The 24,895-nt window shown below is 44.9% G+C and carries 12 protein-coding genes; 2 read left to right on the top strand and 10 right to left on the bottom strand.

Going from position 1 to position 24,895, the window contains the following annotated elements; translation table 11 throughout:
- Window positions 1-40: 40 nt before the first annotated feature.
- The 10 genes from QTO06_RS06205 to pstS all read right to left on the bottom strand — a co-directional run bounded on the left by QTO06_RS06205 (window position 41) and on the right by pstS (window position 22,420).
- A complete protein-coding gene (locus QTO06_RS06205) occupies window positions 41-889 on the bottom strand; it encodes a mechanosensitive ion channel family protein (protein WP_331407200.1) in 849 nt (282 codons plus the stop codon).
- A gap of 97 nt (window positions 890-986) precedes the next feature.
- On the bottom strand, window positions 987-1,892 hold the full coding sequence (locus QTO06_RS06200; RefSeq protein WP_331407199.1) for an OmpA family protein: 906 nt from the start codon (window positions 1,890-1,892) through the stop codon (window positions 987-989).
- 9 nt (window positions 1,893-1,901) lie between these two features.
- A complete protein-coding gene (locus QTO06_RS06195; protein WP_331407198.1) occupies window positions 1,902-5,417 on the bottom strand; it encodes a hypothetical protein in 3,516 nt (1,171 codons plus the stop codon).
- Window positions 5,418-5,485: 68 nt separating this feature from the next.
- Complete coding sequence (locus QTO06_RS06190) at window positions 5,486-16,801, bottom strand: hypothetical protein (RefSeq protein ID WP_331407197.1); 11,316 nt, start codon at window positions 16,799-16,801, stop codon at window positions 5,486-5,488.
- A gap of 142 nt (window positions 16,802-16,943) precedes the next feature.
- Window positions 16,944-17,435: a DM13 domain-containing protein gene (locus QTO06_RS06185; RefSeq protein WP_331407196.1), complete on the bottom strand. Its 492-nt coding sequence runs from the start codon at window positions 17,433-17,435 to the stop codon at window positions 16,944-16,946.
- Between the two features lie 428 nt (window positions 17,436-17,863).
- Window positions 17,864-18,589, bottom strand: a complete 726-nt coding sequence (locus tag QTO06_RS06180; RefSeq protein ID WP_331407195.1) for an SDR family NAD(P)-dependent oxidoreductase — start codon at window positions 18,587-18,589, stop codon at window positions 17,864-17,866.
- A gap of 125 nt (window positions 18,590-18,714) precedes the next feature.
- Window positions 18,715-19,575 carry a phosphate ABC transporter ATP-binding protein PstB gene (gene pstB / locus QTO06_RS06175; RefSeq protein ID WP_331407194.1) on the bottom strand — a complete coding sequence of 287 codons (861 nt, stop codon included), beginning with the start codon at window positions 19,573-19,575 and terminating at the stop codon, window positions 18,715-18,717.
- The gene (gene pstA / locus QTO06_RS06170; RefSeq protein WP_331407193.1) at window positions 19,572-20,408 is read right to left on the bottom strand and encodes a phosphate ABC transporter permease PstA; all 837 of its coding nucleotides are present in this window, start codon (window positions 20,406-20,408) and stop codon (window positions 19,572-19,574) included. Before pstA ends, pstB begins: the two co-directional genes overlap by 4 nt.
- Complete coding sequence (gene pstC, locus QTO06_RS06165) at window positions 20,405-21,334, bottom strand: phosphate ABC transporter permease subunit PstC (protein ID WP_331407192.1); 930 nt, start codon at window positions 21,332-21,334, stop codon at window positions 20,405-20,407. The genes pstA and pstC overlap by 4 nt, the downstream gene beginning before the upstream one ends.
- Window positions 21,335-21,385: 51 nt before the next feature.
- Window positions 21,386-22,420, bottom strand: coding sequence for a phosphate ABC transporter substrate-binding protein PstS (gene pstS, locus QTO06_RS06160; RefSeq protein ID WP_331407191.1), 1,035 nt, complete (start codon window positions 22,418-22,420; stop codon window positions 21,386-21,388).
- A 370-nt stretch (window positions 22,421-22,790) separates the two neighbouring features.
- Here pstS and QTO06_RS06155 point away from each other — a divergent pair, with 370 nt between their 5' ends.
- On the top strand, window positions 22,791-24,185 hold the full coding sequence (locus QTO06_RS06155) for a sensor histidine kinase (RefSeq protein ID WP_331407190.1): 1,395 nt from the start codon (window positions 22,791-22,793) through the stop codon (window positions 24,183-24,185).
- A complete protein-coding gene (locus QTO06_RS06150; protein WP_331407189.1) occupies window positions 24,182-24,811 on the top strand; it encodes a response regulator in 630 nt (209 codons plus the stop codon). The genes QTO06_RS06155 and QTO06_RS06150 overlap by 4 nt, the downstream gene beginning before the upstream one ends.
- Window positions 24,812-24,895: the final 84 nt, after the last annotated feature.

The following is a 24,895-nucleotide window of genomic DNA, read 5'->3' as shown; positions in this document are numbered from 1 at the left end:
GCGAGGGTTAACATTTGCCAGATGATTATTGAGCGAAAACTTAATGCTCTGTATTCATTGGAAATCGCTGCTCATAAAGCTCCATAAAGTCTTTACGAATCAAATGCTCTAAATGGTTTGCCTTGTCTGTCGGGCAGAAAATCATGATGTGCACGATTTGCTCACCATTGATGTTACTTGAGATATGGATGTGTGGCTCTGCACCCGGAAGATCGACACCAGCGTGCTTCTCGATCATCGCGTTGTAACGGTGAGCCACATCGGAAAAGTAACTGCAATGTTCGTCAATCTTATCGGTCAGCAACGGCAAAAGTGGGTAAAGATTGACGAAGTCTTTCACCACAATAGAAAAGTCATGGTAGACGTAACGCTTCATAAAGTTGAGGTTCTTCACTGGGTAGGTGAAAAACATGCTGTTGGGCAATGTCGCAGTTTTCCCCGTGAAGTGGTATTGCCCATGATGCAGGTCGATTTCTTGGATCACTGTCGCCATCATGTTGTGCTCAATAACCTCACCACACAGCTTGCCGACTTCAATCCAGTCACCGATGCGGAATGAACGCGAACTGGCTCGTTGAATCGAACCAGTAAAACAAAGAATAATCTCTTTAGATGCGACCACAATCGCCACTGCAATCGCCGTAACACTTAGGGCAAACTCGCTGATTTCGGATTGCCACAAGATGAACAACAGAATCAGAGTGAGAGCAAATGCGCCGTTTTTGGTTCTCGACATCCAACTGCGTTGTTCTTCCGTAATGAAGGCATCGTCGCCACGAATTCGAGACAGAATCAAACGACGCAGAACAATGATGAACAGCAGGATTAATGCGGAAAATAAAATTTTGTGAGTGAGAAGAAAATCGACGACTAACTGCACTTTCTCCATTACCCGACTCCCTGTTTGGTTTGGATAGGTTGACCTTTGATACTAACTATCACTCAGAAAACTGATAGCTAGCTTGCGAGAGGACAACCTTACCAAATTATTCAGTCGGTTGCCCCAGTTCACTCTCTTTAAATACGATAAACGCACGGCGGTTTAAAGCATTGGCTTCTGGAGATTCTTCGTTGATCACAGGTTGAAGCTCACCAAAGGCTTTTACTTCCCACACAAACTGCGACGGATCGAGTTTCGTCTTGAGATACGCCACCACGGTTTGCGCTCTTCGCTCCGCCAATTGTTCATTATAAGAGAGTGAACCTACTTGGTCGGTATGACCAGCCACCATAATGCTACCTTCTAAACCTTGCAGTTTTGCGATGAAATCATCTAATTGTGAAAGGTCTTCCGGTTTTAACTCCGACTTATCGAAATCAAAGTGCGGCGTCATCGCCATGTAGATCTTACGTTCTGGTTTTGGCGGCTCACAGAAAGGCATCTCTTCGTACTTCTTCGCCTCTTCAAACATCACGTAAGCACGACGGTTTTCAGCACGCGCTTGATCCGATTTACCCAACGCTAGCGGCTGCGACTCACCAAAGTGCTTCACTTCCCAATCGTATTGCTCTGGGTCGAGTTGTTGCTGAAGATACGCCTCTACCGATTCAGCGCGGCGCATAGACAGCTTCTCGTTATATTCGTCAGAGCCTTTAAAATCGGTGTGACCAACAATCGTAATGCGCCCGGCCAAGTCTTGAATATCACTGATGAACGCATCTAGGCTTGCCGCATCGGCTTCACGAATGATCGATTTATCGAAGTCGAAATGTTCGGCAACCGCAATATGGATTTCGCGTTGCGGTGCTAAACATTCACTGATCAGAAACTTGGAGACATTGACATCGGCAAACTTTTCTCGGTTCTCTTGGCTTACATACGCATCCGCCGAACACCCTGCCAATATTGCCCCTGCGATCATACCGCTTAACAAACGAATCGTCGTTTTCATATCGCCCTCTTATAACTTACCAACTAGGTTAATGAACACGCCTGATGCGTCGTAATCGTCATCATTCGCTAGGTTGCCATCAAAGCCTGAGAAGTTGTAACCCACGCCGACTTTGAAGTTGTCGCTCAAATGTTTGTTAACCGAAACCAATGCGCCCTGCTCTAGTTCGTCGTAGGTGCTGTCCGTCTTCCAGTGGTACTCACCGGTCACGTCCCAATCTTTCATAACACGATAAGAGGCACTCAAACCGTAGAGAGAAATTTTACTGTCGACTGGAATGTCTTCGCCTGACTGACGAGTGAAGATTTCATGCTTGTCCTTATAAGCGTATTTCGCGCCTAAATCCCAGTTTGCATCCAACGAGTAAATACCTTCGATTTCGATGATGTGGCTTTCTTCATCTTTGTAATCCACATCGCGGTTAAGTTGGTCGAAGTCCACCAAATACGTGTAGCGAGAGAGTACGTTTAAACGGTCGTTGTAGATCGGGCGATATGCTAAACCTGCAGTGGATTCAATAAAACGAGCCAACACTTTATCGCTCGATTTACTTTCTGAGCGTGAGTAGTTGAATTTACCAAATAAGGTGTACTCTTCCGTTAGATGATGCGTGTAACGGTTAGTCGTCACCCATTGATCGACACGTTTCTTATCTGGGTCGGCGGAATCATCAGTCTTGTCGACACGGTATTCGACTTTGTTCTTGAACAATACGTCATCCACATCAATCGAAGTGCTTACACTCACCGCTTGGCGCTCTGTGGTGATCTTCTGGTCGTCTTCGATTTCGCCTTTTTGATAGCCGATACCCATGTCGATATCGTCGTTCATGTCGTAACCAAAACCAAACGAGTCAATACGACCTTTGCCGTTGTTCTCATCAACAAATTGGTTTTCTTGGTAGAAATCGACCGTTGAAGTCAGGTCTGCACGTTGACCGACAATCACGTTGTTTTTGCCTTCGTAAGTGTCGTCTACGTAGGTTAAGTAGGTGCTGTAATCTTCCGTTACGTCATACGTCACGCTCGCTTCTGCGGCATCGCCGCGATCACCCGTGGTGTATTCCGCGCCAACCACAAAGTCTTCTAGGATACGGGTTTCACCACCTAGTGTAACGCTGTCGTTCTCATCGTATTCGTCGGTTTGGCCCACGGTTTTCTGGCCTTTGATGTACACGTTGTTGTCGCTGTCCCAGATGTAGTCAGCACGCAGACCCGCTAACGTCCCTTTGCCTTTTTCATCTTGGTTGTTTAGCTCTTCGACTTGTTTACCCGCTGCCGAGATCTTGATGTGTTTGGTGACTTTAACTTGGGTTTCCAATTCCGCTTGCTGGGTATCGGTTCGCAGATCACCATCGGATTCACGCTCCTCAACCGAGGTAAAGCGCGTCTTCACCGCAACTCGGTCAGTGGCTTGGAAACGAATTTCGGTACCGTAAGACTCTTGCTCTAAGTCGTCATCTTGGCTAGCAAAACTGTAACCGGCGTCTTTGGATTTGTACCAAGCTTTAACGTCGTTACCCACCGCAGAGAATACGTTTGGTGCTAAGTCGTAGAGGTTCATCACCCCTTTCACTTGGTAGATATCGCCTTCACGATCTTCCGCGTTGCTACCAATCGGAGTAAAGGTCAAACCGCCATCGAAAGAAACGTAGTTGGAATCGGTTTGACGGCCTTTACTGTGTCCGAATTCGGCTTTCAAATACGTACCTTCTGATGCACGCAAAGTTAAGTCCGTACCGTACGCTTCGTAATCTTGGTTGTCTTTTTCTTCGGTTTGGTAGTTTGCACCCACACCGATGTAGTCGTTCACCCAACCTTTCACACGACCACCAGCGGTCATTGCGTCAAGCGCGTCACTACCTTGGGGAACGTATTCGTAGTCCACCGAAAGGTAGTTGTCATAGCCAGATGCTGGTTGGTCGTTAATGACGGTACCAAAGTTATCCGAAATGATATTGTTCAGCGGTCTGGTCAGAATAATGCGGCCTTGATACGGGTCGATTTCATAGTCACGCCCCGATTGCAGCGGCATTTCTTGCACAGTGATGCTGCTGTCTGGGTCGACAACTTTCACCATTACTTTGTCACTGCCCGGCACCACTTCACCATGACGCAAGAAATACAACGAACCACCAGTACCTAGGAATTCATCGTGAGCGAAGAGTGAGTCAGATTCAGCGGCAAAGCCCACAACGTTTAGGCGATCCTCACCAAACTTGGTGGTTGAGCGCGTACGGTAATCCCCTTTGAAGCCGTATAAGCTACGGTTGTAGTCGTTGTTGTCGGTGCCAGTAATACCAGTGTTGTAGTTACCCCACAAAACATTGGATTTGTCGTACTCAACGTTGAGGTAAACCTTACCTTTGGTGTTCACCACTTTGTAGATGTTGGAGCTGTCACCATAGTTGCCGTAATACATCTCATCGTCGTCTTCGAGAATGTCGAATACGCTGGAAGAATCAGAGGCAAACGGGTGCTTAAACATGTCTCGCACGTCGCTCTCTTTGGTATCAAAATGAGTAGTAATTCTAAGTTTGTCACCGAACTTACCTTGGCCAAAGTACGCCAAGCGACCTTGGTTATAGATATCATCTTGGTATTGGTCGTCGACGGCCAATGCCGCAGAGTTACCCGTTACTTTGTTTTTACCAATGTAGAAGTCTGCAAGACCGGCTTGCACCCAATATTCATCAGGGATACGCACGTACAGTTGGTAACGGCGCTCTTCACCGCTGTCGAATACCACACGAGTTGGGAACAGATACGCATCTGCTGGCAAGTATTGTTCTGCGTATAGCTCGCCCTCTTCCACATCAAACTCGTCTTCGCCAATCACGACTTTATCGACGCCTTTTAATCCTGTACCCATGAATCTTGCCAGACCTGCAGAGGTAGGAATGTTGTGACGCATCAACTGAGCTTTACCGAGCTTGCGGCTTTGCTCTTCTTCACCGTCGTTCTTGTCGATATCGACTTCAGAATCTGGCTCGACAAGGTCAATTACACCAACCGTCGTCACGTCCATATTGCCGTCTTTATCGAAAGCTTTTAAACGGAACAATAGCTGCGTGTTGGATTCAAATTGATACTCTTGATCGGTCGTGCCATCCCAAACAATGTTGAAATCGTTCGCAAATTGCTGGCCTTCTACCACTGCTAAAGGGGCAACCAAGCCACGGTCACCACCACGGAAGACTTCCAGTTGGTAATGGTCAACGTAGTAGCTGAAGTTGGTTGTGATAGCGAAGCTCATTTCTTGCAATGGCTTGCCATCTTTCACTTCAACATCACTGCTAATACTCAGGTCGAGAACTGGGTCAAATCGCATGATGTCGCGGCTTACCCAAATCGCACCTTGGTCTAGATAGATACGTGAGTTATCCGTTTGTTCGTGAGCTTTTACTTCAATACCCAGTGAGTCACTGTCAAGTTTCTCCAATTGGCTGGTGTCTTTCGCGTACGAAAGTATCGGCAACGCAGCCGCGATACACATTGTCAGTTTTGATTGTCTAAATCTAATCATAATAATCCTGCTTAACCGCTTGAGTGGTTGGCTGGGACTGGCCCAGCCTGCGTCTGTAATGCGAACGGTTAATCATCCCCACTGCTTTGAATACTGAAGTTAAATTTCGTCAGTTTGTTTGGTGTGATTCGGCGTACTTTCGGGTTCTCACTGACTACCCTCATGCCTGTCGGCAGCGAGTCTGTATCGACTTTGACCAAGAACTGCTTACCTTTTTTATTCAACACCCACTGATCTGGAACGTGGTATCGACCATATTGATCTGTCTCGATAATGATGCCTTCGACCGTTAGCAGTCGAACGCCTGGGATACCGTCCTCGTAAAATCCTTTGTTCTCTACGATGATTTCCCATAGGTACATATCCCCATCTCGGTAGAGGTTTCTCACCACGTCGATGTTCTCTGCCGACAGACCTTTTTTCTTATCTCCTTTGTGCTTGGTAATCGCGTTACCTTGCTTGTCGAACTCAATGTGCGTGCCGTTATCCGTTGTCACCTTGAACGGGAAACCTTGGTGAGTTCGTGTATTAAACTGGAACACCACTTTGTTGCTGTGTTCGAGGGTACGGTTGCGAGATAGGCCGTACAGCTCATCGACTTCATAACCGTTGTCCACACTCGACATCACGACGTCTTGGCCTTTGAGTTTCACCTTCACATCTTTAAGTTGGGTTTCAACACCATCTTGAGTAATGAAGGTCGACCCCGGTACGTAATCGCCCGCGGCAAGGTCAACATCAATGTAAATGTCATCTGCCGTTGCATCTGCTTGGAAACCGTCACCGTTGTGGTCTTCAAACACCTTGCCGATGATTGAAGCGGTATCGAATACCTTGTCTGGCATGACTTCGACCGTCGCACTGGCGAGGTTCGACTTCACAACGTAGTTGGTCGTGGTGTTTTGTGCCGAGAAGCTTTCTGCCGGTGGCGCTTCCGCCCATGCGGTGTTGGTGTAAACGCCAAAGGTAGCACCTACACTTACACGCATTAGGTAACGGATACGAACAGCATCAGCGGTTTTCGAATCGCCCTTGCCGTAGATGTTCATGTCGCCCACTTCGAAGAACAGTTGATTGGTCTTCGTTGGTTCTACGGTGATTTGAATATCATCTGAGGTATCAAATACGCCATCAGGACCACTGTTGACCATCTCAGTCGAGTCTGGGATGTAAGCAAAACCTCCCGGATAGCGGTCAACCAAACGTACACCCGTGAATGGGTTGTCGTTTTCATTGGTAATGACGACTTCGTATTCGACAACTTCACCGACGCTCGCCTCTGACTTGCTCGCTACCTTGGTCACTTTCAGCATGCCTTCGTTGTAAGCTTGCTTCTTAACCTTGATCGTGACGTTGGCGGAAGCGACTTCACCTGTTGATGCTTTCGCGGTAAAGACGTTCGTGAAGTTGTCATCAATGCCTTGGTTGATTTCACCCGTCACTACGATTTCGTATTCATTGCCTTGGTACGCCTTCATAGTGTGGTTTGAATCGACGTTGCTATCTGAATCGACAGAAACCACCACACCAGACTTAAGCTCAGTGATGGTCGATTTCCATGTGGTGAACAATGGATTGCCGTTGTTACCAATAAGCTTATCGATTTCATCCAACAGGTTGACGCTTTCTGCATCCGCAGAGCCTCGGTTGGTCGCCGTCATCGTGAAGGTAATTTCATCGTCATCGTTGGTGTATTCCGCTTTATCCGCCACCTTGGTCACCGACAAAATGATCGGCAGTGGTTTGATAGTTGCGAAATCATCTGCTAGGACATCGCTTTCTGACTTGTCGTAGGCATACGCGTGGTTGGTGATTTCTCCCATCGCATCCGCGTTGATAACACCTGTGATTTCAATCTCCAACTTATCGTTTGGCGCAATAATCACACGGCTATTCACATCCAAATTGTCACCTTGAATCTGTGGTAACACGATGGTGCGATCGTCACTGTAGGAGCTGGTCATGCTCCAACTGGTAAACGCTGACGCTTCGGTGTCATGAATCGTATTCACCTTCAACTCAGAGATAATATCCTTAAGCACTATCTCTTCGGTAAACGAGCCAGATTCATTACTTAACACCACGTGGTAAGTGACGTTTTCACCCGGACGGTAGTACTCATCATCGACGGTCTTCTCTAGCTTGACCGATTCTGGCATCGCCAATAGCATCGCGGTCGCTTCTTGAGTTTCGCCGCGGAACAACGCACTTGCCGTGTTCTCAATCTCACCCGTTGCGTACTGATTCACCAAGCCTGTGATGACGAACTCCACTTCATCATTTGCTGCAATCGTCAGTGTTGAATCAATGTCCGTATTTACGCTCGGAATGTTTGTGATATCAGTATCTGAACTGCCCTTATTGACTTCGATACGCCAAGAGTCGAACGCTTTTACTGTCGTGCCATCTAAGCGAACCACTTCAAGATCACTGATGGCATCTTTCACCTCAACGTCTGTTGCTGGCACCGTACCTTCGTTCTTCACTTTGACGCGGAACGTCGCTTCTTTGCCTGGTACGTAATACTCGGTGTCCGCCGTTTTCTCGATTGAGATACCTTGCGACTGAGGTTGAATGGTCGCGCTCGATTGCTGAACAGTGCCATTCAAGTCCGCAATAGCCGTGTTGGTGATTTCACTCGCTGCTAATGGATTTGTTTTCACTGTAATGGTGAATTCAACAATGTCGTGAGGCGCGATGTCGATCACTGAGCGAATGTCTTGATTATCGACAGGCATTGGGGTGATCGTGGTACGACTGTCCGTGTTGGTCGTTTTAATCGTCCAGCTTTCAAACGCTCGCTCATTAACACCGTAGATATTGGTCGCTTTGATGCCCGATAGGATGTCATCCAGTTCGATGTCGTTATCGAAACCATCGGTGCCGTTGTAAACACGAACATGGAACACCGCTTCCTCGCCCGGAATATAGTTTGGTGACTCTGCGGTTTTCTCAATCCAAACTTCTTCAGGTAAGCTTTCTAGCGTTGCGGTTGCATCGATGGTTGCTCCACCAAACTCTGCCGTTGCGGTATTCACGATGTTTGCAACCGCGCTACTGTTCACCGTACCTGTGATGGCAAATTCAACCGTGTCGCCTGGTGCGATATCAAGGTTGGTAGAAATATCACCATTTGGCCCCGGCACCGTTTCAATGTCAGTGCGCGGGTCACCCTTGCTGGTAACAATCGTCCAATCATTTAACGCTGGCTCCATTGCACCACCAGAGGTTTCCACTTCAAGTGACGAAATGATGTCCTCGACTTTTACATCGGCCGCAAAACCGGAACCATTGTTGGTCACTTTGACACGGAATGTAGAGAACTCTCCCGGCTGGTAGTAACGCTCATCGGTGGTTTTTTCTAGAACGATATCGCCCGGACGCGGTTTCAACGTTGCTGTTGCCGTCACGTCTTTACTGTTGTAATTCAACGTTGCGGTGTTAACAATGTCGGCCGTCGCTTCCGTATTGACTAGGCCAATAACGTAAAGAGTGATGGTGTCGTTCGGTGCGAGGTCGATGTTGTAATCGATATCCTTGTCGACAACGAGTGAGTTAGCATCGACTGTGGTCAGTGAACTGCCCGTAACATACTGAACCGCCCATTGTAGGAAGGCTTGGTTCGCCGAGCCATCAATGGTGTTCACGGTTAGCGCACCAATTTCATCTTTTAAGTTGATGTCATTCGCGTAGCTGTTGCCTTCGTTGACAATTTTTAGGATGTAACCTGCTGCTTGGTTAGGGCTATAGAACTCTACCATTGGCTCTTTAGTGAAGGTTAAATCTGGGATCTTCGCGGCGCTGGTTACTTCAGCTGTTTTTGTCGTTCCGTTGTAAGTGACTTCAACTTTGTTTGTCACATCTCCTACCACTTCAGGGGCGAGTTCCCCTTCAACCGTAATCGTCACGACATCATTTGGCGCAATATCTAAGCTCCCATCTAAGAATTCGCCTGTCGCTGAAGGGAACTTAGTATCACCGGTTTGCGAAGCTGCATTAAAGAAAATAGTACCCGACTCAAACGCCTTAACTGTTGCACCTGTAATACTTGTCGATGTGATGTCATTGACCAGATCTTCTACAGTTACATTGCTCGCCCAATTTGCGGTGGTGTTTTCTATCTTGATAGTGTAAGTCAATGTATCGCCAGATTCGTACTGACTCTTATCGACCGTTTTCTCGACCGTCAAGTCTGCCGTCGCAGCCACATAAGTCGCATCAGCTGATTGAGTGCCACTTGAGTCACTAACTTCAACAGTATTGGTAATGTCACCAACAAGATCGTCTTTTACAACACCTTCGACATGGAGTTTCACTGTGTGGTCTGGGTGAATGTTGTAGCGAATTTGATAACCATTGTCGCCAGTTACCTCAGAGCCCGGAATTGGTTGAGTCAGCGTTGGGTCGGTACCATCAACACTCACTGATGTTGCTGACCAAGAATCAAACGCACGCACAGGTAATGTCGCCCCTGCTTTTTCAGTACGAATCGTCTTCCAAAGGTCTGAAATCAGAACATTGGTCGCATAACCTGTACCGGTATTTTTCACCTCGATATCGTAGCCAATGGTATCGCCCGGATGGTAAATCGCAGGAGAAATTGAAGTGACTTTCGAAACGGTCAGTGTTCCCGGTTCAGGGACGATGACTTTTTCTTTCAGGTTGTAGGTGAAGTAATTAGTTCCTGAATTCAGCTTACCTTGTAGTTGGTTTGTAAACTCACCAACTGCATCATCGCGAACATGACCAACGACTTCAATTAGGATTTCACTTTCTGCACCGCCATCAACTTTACCATTCATTTTCACGGTAACGTCGATGTCAGTATTAGCTGCGATAGATTGAAGCGGCGTAATGTCACGGAAGCCAGAAGCGTTACCGTCGCTCACCACACTTGCTGTTACTGCCCAATCTTTAAGTGCTGTCTGTTCAGAGCCATCAGCAACTTCAACCTTGTACGTCGAGATCAAATCTCGAACATCAATCTCTTCGTTTAGCAGCGTTTCATTTCGAATACGCATTTCATAACGAATCTCGGAACCTGGTGTGTAAGTTGGTGTGCTGGTCGACTTCTCTGCCGTTAAGCTTGAAGTACCCGGATCCAACACAATCGCATTACTATCAACATCATTCACTTTTGCAATATTTGTGATTGTGCCAGACGCATCCGCCGCTACCGTGCCGTCAATCTCAAACACAACCGTATCACCCGGCATCAAGTCGAACGCTGCATTAAGTGGTACGGTTCCTTGGTAATTACCCGTAATTGAGAATCGGTCTGGATCAGGCGCACTCACGATAGCAACACTATAGTCTTGGAAAGCAGGCTTACCATCAGACGTATCGATAGTATTCAACTCATCAACGATAGTTGCACCATTCGTAATACTCTCACCAACGTTAGTCACAATAACTTGGTATTGAACTTGGCCATTTGGATTGTAGTGACAATCAGTACCCGTAGTTGATGGGAAAGTACAAGTGCCGCTGTCTGCCGTTGTATTCAGAACAGATTTTTCAAAATTTAGCACAGGAGCAACTGGTGGAATCACATCCGTTGTATCTGTTCTAACCGCAGCAGTCGCTTTGTTCCCATCAATGTCACCTACTGCATCAGGGCGAACAGTTCCTTTTACCGTAAACTCAATAACTTCTTCAGGCGCAAGATCTATCAGTAAGTCCAAATCATCAGTAGGATCATAAGGGGCAATGTAAGTATCTTGCGTACCAGTTGTACCTGCTGAGGTAAACACGTGAGAAATCTCAGTATTTGTAAATGCAGACTTGCTTGTTCCCCCGATAACCTCAACACGTACATTAGAAATGAGATCTTGAATTACCGTTTGATCACGCCACACTGGTTTCTTATTAGTCACGACAAATTGATAAATCACCTCGTCTCCGGGTTTATAAGTATCCCCCACAACATAGGGCTTACCTCCAATAGAAACGATATCTTTAACCACCGAGATTTCGCGGTTTTCTGGTGTGACAGTTACAGAGCTAAAGTTGCTACCGTTGTACTTAGGTGTTGATACAATTTGATCGAGTGCATCTTGACGGATCTGGGACTCCATCACAAAATCAACCCAACCGCCCGGAGCAATCGAAAGTGTAGATATATCGATGTCGGAATTCGCACCACCTGCATAACCATCAATGAGCGTCGTCGCTTCACCGGATGTCGCCACGGTTACCGTCCAACCATATTGATCAAACGCAGGAAGTGTCTGCGCATCAGACTCCCCAGCAGCGTTTTGCGCAACACGAACTTTGACTTTTGAAAATAGCTCTTGCAAAGACTTGTTGTATTCCAGACCCTTACCCGTATTTTCAATGCGCAAGTGATAAACTATCTTCTCACCATTGGTTGTATGGTTGTAGGTTGTTTTCGCCGTTGCCAACGATGTATCCGTATAGGCTTTGTGCGACTTGGCAATGTTAGATGGCAACATGTTCACAGGTTCTGACGGTAAATTGTGACTGCTATCTACCACAGCAACGTTAAGGATTTGACCAACAGCCTGCTCACTGATCTTCGCTTTGATCGTGTACTTAACGAAGGTTCCGCCTGTCGCGAATCTATTTGCTGCTAAATTAAACTTAGTGTTGATATCACTGTTGTTGCTGACAGAACCCGCATTACTGATACCACTCGAATCCACACTGCTTACAATAGTCCAAGAATCAAATGCCTGCCCCTTACCTCCACTAAAGTAATCAGTTTTGATCTTGCTAATTTCATCTTTGATTGGCATTTGATCGATATGAACGTTATTTAAGTTCTTCAGCGAAATCTCGTATTCAATGTAACCACCCGGCGTATATCCGCCACTGAGCTCAGTGATGCCGTCTTGGTCGTATATTTTTGTAACATGTTTTGAAAAATCAAATTTCTCAGTTGACGCTTTGGTTTCAGCACTAACGGTATCACCATCAACAGTCAGTAAGTTAAGTATCTTCCCAACAGCCTTATCATTAACTTTCGCAGTCACCTTGTATTCAATCTTGGTACTAGCGGGAATTGAAGCGTGGGTGTCGATATCAGCATTGCTTACCAGTGTGCCATCCAAGTCAAAAAGAGCCTTAGAGCTACCACTTACAACTCTCGGAGTAATAGTCCAACCTGAATCAAATGCCTGACCACTTGTTCCATCGATAAGATCTACCGCAATATTTGAAAGTCGATCTATGACTGGAATGTTATATGCGTTACCTTTACCATCGTTTTCAATAGTTAAGCGATAGACTAATGAGTGGCCTGGCTCGTAACTGGCTTGATCTACCGTTTTTGTAAACACAAGATGATAACTGTTCGGAATAACAGTAAGACCGCCAATGGTAATGGTTCCTGCAGCATCTTCACGCACTACACCTTCAACTTCGAATGTGACGGAATCACTACCAGCAACATCTATCGTTGTTGAGATATTTTGGTTATCAGAAACCGTACCGTCCAGCGTCCCATCGGTAGTCCCCTCGCCGCCATTCGTGTCATTTTTAGAAACATCAACAGTAAAGCCAGTATCAAATGGAGTGGCTAGCGAGCCATCAAGTAACTGAGTCGTCACACCTGTGATGTTTTCACTCACACGATGATCATTGACATAACCGGTTTTTGAAGACACGGTCACTTGGTAAGTCAGCGTGTCGCCAGGAGAATAGAATCGAGATTCCACTCCATTTACTAGTAGTTTACGTTCAACATCACCGCCATTGAATGCCGCTTCCATTTCATGATGCGAAACATTAGATTTATTACCGCTTGCGGAAAGGCGGTAAACGTAAGCATCATTTTCAATCTTATTATTTAAATTCCCACTACCATCTAAAGAACCAACAACATTATCCTTGACGTGAGCTTTGATTCTAAACGTGCGTAACTCGCCAGCTTCGAGGCTCAATGTGTTCGCATCACTACCGGGAGGGTATACAAAGTCCTCGGTTGTTATTGGTTGAAAACCTGAGCCATCTGCATAATCAAACTGCCAGTATTCAAAAGGCGACTGATCGGGATAATCTTCATATCGATTGTCTTTGTCGTTCGCTAAAACTGATTTAATTTCAGTTAAATAATCAACAACCTTTAAGCCCGTCTCTGAGTTTGAACTGTTGTTTAACACTCTTATTTCATAGATAACATCATCACCAGGTACAAATCTAACTTTGTCCGCGGTTTTTAGAATTGAGACATTTAAAGAGTCCGTGACTGTATCGCCTATTTCAGCTGAAGACGATTGGTTTAGGTTGGTTGACGGGTCGTAAATTTCAGCAGTATTCGATATCTGATTTTCAGCATAATCATCTTTAACTTTACCTTTGATGTCATAAACAACAAAACCCGCTTTACCATTCACTTTAGGGTCAATGTCAATACGGCTGTTAATATTACCGCCATCAGGGTAACCAGACTTCTCACCAGCATAGCTACCTGTTTTAAAAGGGGAATTATTTGAGTCAGTACTACTAGTGATACTCCATTCTGAAAATGCATTCAGGCCAATGATATCATCGGTCACGTGCACTTCATTAGCATAGCCAGCACCGTTGTTATAAATCGTAACCTTAAAATTCACCCATTGCCCAGGATCAAAGTCATCATCTGGGGTAGTTTTAGCCACAACAACTTTAGGATCTTTTGGATATACAATCGCAGTATCAGATACGGATGATTGAAGTTGAGAGTCTGGAGTTTTCACTTCAGCAGTGTTGTCAAAGCGACCGAAAATAATCTCGTTTTCATCGCTTCTATCGATCTGAGCGACAATCGTGTAGAGGACTTCTACATTTGGTGGAATTTGCGCTGTCGTATCCAAATCCAAATTATCAGAGAACGTACCTACGTTAGTATACGCAGGGTTGCCATCTAGTAGAGGATCATCAGAAATAATCTCGGCCTTAATTGTCCAAGACTTAAACACTGGTTTCGTTTGGCCATCCGGTTCAAGAATCTTAGCCGTTATGGTCGATAGCGTATCTTTCACTGAAACATTCGTGGCGTAACCATTTTCTTCAGCGTTTTTCAGACTAAGTTGGTAAGTAACTTCTGTGTCTAATTTTGAATAACCCGTTTGCTCTTGGTGGAAAGAGGTGTCGGTATTGGTTTTTACACGTTTATTCAAACCAATAACAAAGTCTCGAGGGTCCGAACCTCGGTCTGCATAGACTGTTCCGTCGACTGTCACATAGTTTTCAATATGGCCATTCGCCAGTGGATTGGTTTCAGTAACAATAGTGTATTCTATATAAGACTTCGGTTGCAAAGTAGCAATGACATTTAAATTATCTGGAAAATTGATCTCCCCCGAAATGCCAGTATCTGATGCCTTAGCAGGAGTTCCATCCTCTTTGTATGCTTGAGCTGTGACTTTCCAATTTAAATAAGCATCAATTGTGTTGCCGTATATATCTGCAGTTTTTACAGACGCCAAATCATCCAATACCTGAACTTGGTTGGCAAAACCATCGCCATCGTTAGTCACAGTGATCGTGTAAGTAAGTGCTTGGCCAGATGAATAAAAACGACTGTCAACATTCTTACTCGCTCGCAAGTTATCATCCGGCGTTTGTACACCAGAGCCATCCTCTATCACGTTATCATTGGAGCAACTGAGACTGTCATCCAATATCAAACCTGTACTGGTCTCATTAGTTTTCGCGGTTAGTTTGTACTTAACGGTTTTCCCTGGAGCAATATCTGGTGTCAGAGAAATAGGACTAGAGATCCAAGTTCCGTAGTTAAACGAACCAGGATCGGAACCGATAGCATCCTCACCCGAAATAACCTCAACTTTCCACTGTTCAAAAGCTTGGCCATCCCCTGCTCCACCCGCTTGCTCAGTCTTAACACACGTCAGGTTATCTTGGACTAACAGGTTGTTAGCGAAGTATTTTGATGAACCATTTGTAACGGTAATTTCGTACTCAATTTCACCGCCTGGCACATATTCCGATGCAGAAGTGGTTTTAGAGATGGATATATCCGAGTCCGTCGCACGCAGTACTTTTTCTGCGTCAACCATATCAGAAATACTGGAGCTTTCGACCAAAGAACCCGAGTCATCCGTTACTGAAGCTGTAAAACCTTGCAAAGTGCCAATCGTGATTGGGGTAAGGGTTGCTTTAATTTGGTAAGTGATCGACTCACCCGGGTAGATAGAAACGGTATCGTCAAAATCGACATCTGTTTGCGTGCTGCCTTGGTAATCAGAAAGTGAGTTACTGCCAATGCTTGAAACCGTGATATCCCAAGTCGCAAACGGGTTGCCGTCTACATCGGTATTGTTATAACTAGGAGATAAATCATTTGCTAAGCCGTTCCGACTAACAAGATCTTTAATATTTTGTTTTACTTGATAATTGTGAGCAATTGATCCACCGTTATTGCTCACTTTGAGTTCAAAATCAACCTCTCCGTTTATCAAGTATGGAGAAGTCGAACTCAACATATGTGTAAGTTCAACATCCGGAGCCACCGGCGGTGTAGACAACGTATTACTCTCTACCGTTCCTGCACGAGTCGTTGAGCTTGCTTTGGTATCAATATCAGAAACTAAATCTGCGGCGACAATCGCTTGGATGGTGTAAGTAATAGACCCGCCAACAGAGAGCTCCGCATCGGTAACCGATAAATCTCCAGTTGTTGTGAACGAGCCCGCATCACTGCCGGAAGATGCCAAAGCGCTGATCGTAACACCGCTAAATGCAGCCACAGTTGAACCACCGGAATTCTGTCCTGTCAGGGAAGCAAATTCCTGTTCAATATCTAGTCCTTTTACCGAGTATGTACCATTATTGGTCGCAGTAAGACTGTAAGTTAAAAGGCCTCCAACGCTATACTCCTCCGGACTTACAAAAGCTTCAAGGGTATAATCATACTCGGCCGGCGTGAAAGTGATGGTATCTGTGTTAGAAAAAGTTGTTTCTGTGCCGGAAACCGTTCCTTTCACTTCCGTGTTACCCAAAACAATGTTTTCTGCGGCATTGTTTGCGACCGTAGCCTCAATCTGATAGGTGATTCGGCCAAGAGGCAATAAGTTTGCTCCTGTCACATCAAGGTTGCTGTTGCTTGCCGAGTAGCTACCAGGATCAGTTCCTAAGGTATGGGAATCGGTTATCGTGACGTCACTAAATGCCCTATTCGTCCCCGACATAACATCCCAAATAGCGTTCGTTACCGAAACATCGCTTATGGTACTAACCGTAGTATTTCGAACCTCAATAGAGTAATTGATAACTTCTCCATTCTCATAAGGCGTTCCAGATGAAGGGCTGAAAGATATTTCTATTTCCCCTGCAGCCATCGCATTTGCAGAGGCGAAAAATGTCAGTAGCAATATAGCTAGATAACGTTGAACAATTGGCACAATACTTTTCCAACTCATATAAAATATTAATTATTCATAGACTTATGACAATGCAAACGCAATTATCAAAAATTAGGCGCCGAGATTTTGTCGACGGAAGATTTTACATTGTCACGTTTCTGTCAGTTTTAATTCGAACTTAGTTAAAACTGTTTCGTCGTCAGTTTTGATTCAGGTTTGCGACAGATTCAAGCTGTGCAGAAGTAATGAACTCTCCAAACGTTTCGCACCAAACAATCACCGACGAGTAGTCGTCCAACGGTAAGTCTGCTGGAAAAGTGACCACAAAACGGTCAAAGGTTTTTACATCCCCGACATTAATCATTTGTGACTTCAATCGCTGAAAATCTGCTTCGGTCTCAACGAAAGTAGGAGAAAGATAAACTTTATAGTCTGGGCCTGGAGCTAACATCCCTTCAAAAGCAAGGGTGTTTTCGGTTAACCATATACCCCCCTCCCCCCAGTGTAAAAAGTCACTATCTGCTCTGTTACGATCGAACGTTCCTTGATAAAGGATACCGTCAGCCCCTTTGGATACAGCAGAAATATCAGGTGAAGTAGGTTGTATCAGGATAGGTAGAGCATAGACTCCGGCAGCAAAGCCGACAAGTACACATAATGCGTGACTCGCAAGTAATAAAATCCTTTTCATTTTGATACCTAACGTCAGCTATAGGGTGTTGTATCAAATTTAGTTCATATTTCTCACAAAATCATGATTTTAAAATGAATTTATTACCCGGAAAAGTATTTTCTTAATGAATATCACAAAACGCGGGGAGAATTCGTCCAGCTTCTAGTAACAGGCCGTGCCGTCAATGCTAACTCACTTCGATTTGCCTCAATTGAGCACAAGAGCACTAAATAATTTTACATATGCCTACATGCTCTAAAGTCAGGCGGAAGGTATAGATTAGCAAGGAGAATGAAGGTGTACTCTACCGCATCGAGTAAAACGGTATAAGCTGGACAACACAAGAGAACATAGAAAAGTCCACGCAGCGTACATATCTAAGAGACTTCAAATGCTTAGACACATCATTAACAGAGTCATTAGAGAAGTCCTTAGGAAACGGGGGGTTAACCTAATAAGCTATCTTGGTAAATCATTTTTTTACTCATTCCACCATCAACAACCAAGTTATGGCCATTAACGAAGTCATTCTCTGGGTGCGTTAAAAAAAGACACGCATTAACAATATCTTTTGCTTTCCCTACTCGACCTGATGGATGCTGCTGATGGTCAAAACTGTCAAGCTCACCATACCCTTCAACCTGAATCCAACCGGGGCTAACCGCGTTGACGGTAATTGGCGTATCTGACAACGAAATGGCCATCGATTGTGTCATAGAGACCACACCACCTTTAGATGCGCCGTAAGCATCCCAACCAGGTTCATTTTGATTCCAGCGCGTAGAAGCAATGTTGATGATTCGTCCATAAGGCTGAGCATGATTCAATGCGATAAATCGTCGGGAACAAGCAAACGCACCTTTGAGGTTAACGTCAATCACACGTGAAAACTCTTCAAAAGTCAGCTGCTGAATGGGTTTGTTAAAGTTGGCGATCGCACCATTGTTGATGAGAACATCGACTTTGCCGTACTTTCCTTGGATCTCATCAAAAGCCTTTTCAATCTGCTCTGGTCGCCCTAAATCAACGAGGTGAAAATCCATATCTGGATTCTTATTAGGCGCAATGTCTAGCACGATAACTTTTGCTTGTTGCTCAAGGTAGGCAAGAGCAAGGTGTTGACCGATACCTTGGCTACCGCCGGTAATCACGACCACTTTATCTTTATACATACAGAGTTCTTAATTGTTTTTAATAACCCCAATTTTAGAGCCCAAACGCATAAAAAAATAGGCACGATTCTCGCAAAATCGTGCCTAAAGAGTGCTGAGTCAACAGCCGCTATTGTTGTTATTGGTTATCCAAAATCACCAGAGATGTATCGCTTAGTACGATCATTATCTGGGCGGTGGAAAATTTTATCGGTCGTGCCATATTCTTCTAACTTACCGAGGTACATAAAACCGGTGTAATCAGAGATACGCATCGCTTGCTGCATGTTATGCGTAACGATGACAATGGTGTATTTTTCGCGCAGTTCAGTAATTAAGGTTTCAATCGCTGCAGTCGCAATTGGGTCAAGCGCAGAAGTCGGTTCATCCATTAGGATTACTTCAGGCTCTAGAGCGATCGTACGAGCGATACATAAACGCTGCTGCTGACCACCAGATAAGCCATTTGCATCGGCATCCAGTTTGTCTTTCACCTCTTCCCACAAATGCGCGCGTTTTAATGCAGATTCAACACGATCTTTGATTTCTGCTTTGCTGAACCTACCTTGGATTTTTAGACCAAACGCCATGTTCTCGTAAATCGACATTGGGAATGGTGTCGGTTTTTGGAAAACCATACCGACTTTAGAGCGCAGCTCGTTAACATCGGTGTTGTTAAAGATGCTTTCGCCATCCAACAGGATTTCACCTTCTGCATACTGATGACCGTACAAATCGTAAATTCGGTTCAAGGTACGAAGAAGCGTGGATTTACCACAACCCGAAGGGCCAATAAGTGCCGTCACGCGGTTTTTGTAAATCGGCATGGATACCGATTTCAGTGCTGCATCTGCGCCTTTGTTGTAGTAAAAATTTAAGTTTTGAATATCCATACGATGAGTCAGATTTGCTGTCACATCGTTGGTATTAATGCTGTCTACCAAAGTGCTCATAGTAGGCCCGTTCATGTTGTTTGTAGTGACTGGGTTTAAAGTTGCCGTGTTCATGCTCTTCTCGCTTTAAATAGCTGCGGCAACGAAGTCGCCAGTACGTTAACAATCAAAATAAAGGTCGTGATAATCAGTGCGCCAGCCCATGCTAGCTCCTGCCACGATGTGTAAGGACTCATCGCAAACTGGTAAATCGTTACTGGCAAGTTTGCCATCGGTTGGCTCATGTCCGTGGTCATAAAACTGCTGTTTAGCGCGGTAAACAACAAAGGTGCTGTTTCGCCCGAGATACGTGCGATGGACAATAGAATCGCGGTAATAATACCCGGCGCCGCAGCTCGGTAGCTTAGTTGGGTAATCACACGCCATTTAGGTGCGCCTACGCCACTGCCCGCTTCTTTCAATGTTGGTGGAACAAGGCGAAGCATCTCTTCTGTTGAAGCAACAATCACCGGCAATGCAAGGACCGCGAGTGCAATTGCTCCCGCCCAACCCGAGTAACTACCAGTTGGAACAACAATCAAAGCATAAACAAACAGACCGACGAGAATCGATGGTGCACTCATTAGCATGCCGTTAAGGAAGCGCAACGACTCAGCGATCTTGTTGTCTTTATCTGCTTCAGCAAGCCAAGTACCAGCCAAAACACCAATCGGTGCTGCGATTAAAATGCCCAAACCTGTCAGCATCAAACTACCAATTAGTGCATTTTTCAAACCACCTTGGCTGCCAGGACCTGGCGTCAGTTCAGTGAAGATAGCCAAACTCAAGCCCTTCACACCTTCACCGACAAGCGTGTACAAAATACTGGCAAGAACAAAGACACCGAATGCAGCCGACAAAGAACAAAACGCTAAGAAACTAAAGTTCTTTAATTTTCTAGTATTCATGATGACTTCCTTAGTAAACGTCGAGCAAAGCCCATCACGAAGAAAGTGATAATAAAGAGCACGACACCAAGCCCAATCAGTGAAGCGATATGAATTGGGTCTGTCGCTTCATTAAATTGCTGAGCAATCGTCGATGAGATTGAGCTCGCTGGCATAAAGAATGAGAACTCAATACGACTCGCACCACCGATAACAAAAGCCACCGCCATTGTTTCACCAAGCGCTCGCCCTAGGCCCAAGATGCCTGCACTCACCGTTGCATTTTTTACTTTTGGGATAAGAACTTTGGTGATCACCTCAAATGGCGTCGCACCTGTTCCATACGCCGCTTCACGAAGTACATCCGGAACCGATTTAAGTGCGTCACGCGTCAATGACGTCATGATTGGCAAAATCATAAATGAAAGGATAATGCCCGCCGCTAACAAACCGATGCCAATCGGTGGTCCATTAAACCAGCTACCGATCAAAGGAATATCAACTAAATGCATGCCTGCCCACATTTGGAACCCTTCAGAGAACCAAGGAACAAAGACAAACAATCCCCACATACCATAGATAATGCTTGGTACGGCAGCGAGTAACTCAATAGCCTTACTCACTGGCTGACTTAGCCATTTAGGTGCTAGTTCAGCGAGGAACACTGCCGTACCTAATGCGATAGGTGCAGCAATAACAATAGCGATGAAAGAAGTAATAAGTGTGCCGTAAATTGCAGAGGCAGCACCAAATTGACCATTAATAGGATCCCAAATATCTCTAAATACAAAGCCAGGGCCAAATTCTTTAAAAGCAGGCCATCCACCTTCAATTAGTGATAATAAAATACCAGTTAGAGTCACAAAAATTAATAAAGCACTCGCGAAGCTCAATTTATTAAAAACCGAATCACCATTTACTTTATTTTTAATAGCTAATGTAGTCATAATGTTTTATTCAGTTGTCTGGAGAATATATTCCCCAGACAACTTAATTAATTATTGAATAATCGCTTGGCCGTCTGATTTCAAACCATTTTTCCAAGTTTCGTTAACCATGTTAACTACCTTGCTTGGCATTGGGATGTAATCTAGCTCTTTAGCAAGCTCACCTTGCTCATAGCTCCACTCAAAGAACTTCACGATTTCTTGTGCTTTGTTCGCATCCGATTGGTCTGTGTGCATTAGGATGAATGTAGCAGCCGTCATTGGCCAAGAATCTGCACCTGGCTGGTCGTTTAGTAGCAGGTGGTAACCCGGTGCATTTTCCCAATCGGCGTTAGCTGCAGCTGATTGGAAAGTGTCCATACTTGGGTTTAAGAACTTACCTTCTTTAGACTGCATTTGCGTGTAAGCAAGGTCGTTTTGCTTAGCAAATGCGTATTCCACATAACCGATTGCTCCACGAGTACGGTTTACGAAGTTTGCGACACCTGCGTTACCGTTACCGCCAATTGTTGTTGCTTTCTTTGGCCATGTGATGTCTTTACCAACACCAATAGATTCGTGCCATTCAGGGCTCACACGGTCTAGGTAATCAGTAAAGTTGTAAGTCGTACCAGAACCGTCCGAACGGTGCACTACGTAGATAGGTTGATTTGGTATTTCAACGCCTTCGTTTAGCGCTTTAATCGCCGGATCATTCCAGTTCTTGATGTTGCCTATGTAGATATCAGCCAGCACTTTGCCTGTTAGCTTAACTTCACCAGCATCGATGCCTGGGATGTTTACTACAGGAACAATTGCCCCCATTACCATAGGGAACTGAATCATGCCTTCTTTGTTCAACTCTTCAATAGTCAAGGGCGCATCTGTTGCTCCAAAGTCTACCGTGTTTGCTGTGATCTGACGGATACCGCCACCAGAGCCGATCGCTTGATAGTTAATCTGAACGCCCGTTTCCTTTTGGTACTGCTCAGCCCACTTCGCATAAATTGGATGAGGGAATGTCGCACCAGCGCCATTGATCGTTGTTTTGGCAGCAACGCCAAATGATGCTGCAACCAGAACAGAAGACACTAGAGCTGATTTCATGAATTTCACAATATATCTCCGATATAATTTAGCGATTAAGTTGGGCTAATAAAAAAGCAACATTTAATTAGCCCAGATTAGTTTTAGTGTTCAAGTAAAACTAGGTATTGAAATAAATCCAACAATCAATCGGTGCTCACCAATCGACGAGTGCAGATTAGAAATTCAATATGACAGTTTTATTAAATATCGAAACTAAAGCGCACCATGTGAATAACAATTATCTCGGCAGAATAAATTATGATAAGAAAACTTCACACAACTTTTATAAAGTAAGTTCAGATGTAAAAGGATATGTATGCAATGCACCATAATAAGATTGCAAATATTAAATATTGATGAAGGGTAAGGAGTCATTTAGACTCAAACAATGGACATGTTACTCATCTTTAAGATCTACCTCTTCTATGGCTTAGCTTTCTTCGCCATCTTTTTTGCCATTCTTTTTCGAGACTTACGCAAAAGCCGGATCGCTATCGCTTCTGCTTTACCTATTCTTGCGTTATTTGGGTTCATTCACGGTTTCCACGAATGGTCAGAACTTTACTTGGTAATGTATGAGCATGAGTTCACGCTCACTAAGGGAATAGAGACTTTTAAGGTATTCAAGCTCTGGTTCTCATTTATTGCGCTTGGTGCTTTTGCATGGAAGATGCTGGATCTCACGGACTGGAAGTACATTAAAGCCATCAAATATGGTGCACTCACTGTTCTTACCTTGTTTGTTATCAGCTTAATCGTTCGGTTCGGAAGTAAAGAGTACGCAATTTACATTCACAACACAGCAAACCAAGTCCGATGGATATTCGGCTTAGGCGCTGGCGCCATCTCTGGGTTAGCAATGATGAGCTACGCGAACATCCTAGAAAAAGAAGGCCATGGCGCATCACTCCCATTTAAGTTAACCGGCCTTGCTTTGATAGCTTATGGCATTGCAGCAGGTGTACTGACTTACGATTTAGGGCTTTGGGTGCTGGGCGTTAGAATGGTTTGTGCCATTTGTATTTTATGCACCTTATGGATTGCACTCCGCGTGTTTGACGATGAAAAAAGCAAGCAGCTCGAAAGTAACATCCAACTCTCTCAACAAGATGCCAAACTTAAAGAACTTGGTGAACTGACTTCCGCGGTCGCTCATGAAATCAAAACGCCGCTCTCCAGTGCGACGATGAGTTGCGATTTGTTGGAGAAACACTTACCCGACAACGAGGCCAGTCATAGACATCTAGCCCGCATCCGTCACGGTCTAGAACGCGCTGCAGAGATTAGCCATGAAGTGCTGAATTACGCTCACCATAAGCCAGTCCAACGCGAAGTGGTTTCTTTGAAAAAGATCGTGGACCAAGCACTTTCCTTAAATCAATACCGCTTAGAGGGCTTCATTGTAAGTACTTCCCTTGATGACACGCTTAATGTCTTAGGCGATGCAGGCCAACTAGAAGAAGTGGTGACCAATATCATCGGCAACGCGATTGACGCTAGCCAAGAACACAAGCAACTCTACATAGAAACATATCAAGACAAACTGGTGGCGATTCTCTCCATTTCTGACTGGGGAACTGGCATGCCACTGGACAAAATTGCCAAAGCGAAAACACCTTTCTACACCACAAAACCAAGGGGTGAAGGCACAGGTATGGGATTGGCAATCAGTAATCAAATTATCTTACAACACGGTGGCGAGCTAAACTTGAGGAACTCAAAGAAGAGTGACCACATTACTGGCTTAACAGTTGAAATCCGCTTACCAAGGAATATTGAATGACACTAAAACTCTTACTTGCAGAAGACGATGTTGAATTGCGAGAGGTCCTCATTGAGGCATTAACCTTGGAATCGTTTGAAGTGGTCGCGTGTGATAACGCTGAAGACGCATTGGATATTGCCAGCGAACAAAATTTTGACTTAGCTTTATTTGATGTCGTGATGACAGGAATGACAGGAATTGAAGCCCTTTCTGCCCTAAGACGCCTACATCCAAACATTGGCATCATCATTACCACCGCTTTTGCCACTGTTGATGTCGCCGTCGATGCGATGAAGAAAGGTGCTGATGAATTTCTTACTAAGCCGTTCAACCTTGCTGCATTGTCTGTCACGTTGAAGCGGGTCCACGCAGAGCGGTCACCAAAGTCACCGCTTGATGAAAGAAAGCATGACCAGATTTTTAGTTCGCTCTCCAACCCGATTCGTCGCTCGGTTATCAAGCAGCTTAAGATTCATCGAAAAATGAAGTTCATGGACCTCTGTCGTGTGGTCGGTATTGAAGACCACACCAAGTTCAACTTCCACCTAAAACAACTGGTTAACAGCGGTTTGGTTATTAAAGAAGATGGGCGAATTTACTCGCTGACAGAGCAAGGGCAACAAGTTCACTCCAGCATGCTTTAACGTATCTTTAAAATGCTAAAAAGCCGACTGAATGTCGGCTTCTTAATTTTAATTCGCTGTCCCGCCCTGAGATAAGTTACCAAT

Source organism: Vibrio sp. M260121 (genome assembly GCF_036533715.1).
Classification (GTDB): domain Bacteria; phylum Pseudomonadota; class Gammaproteobacteria; order Enterobacterales; family Vibrionaceae; genus Vibrio.
This window is presented reverse-complemented; position numbering and strand designations above follow the sequence as displayed.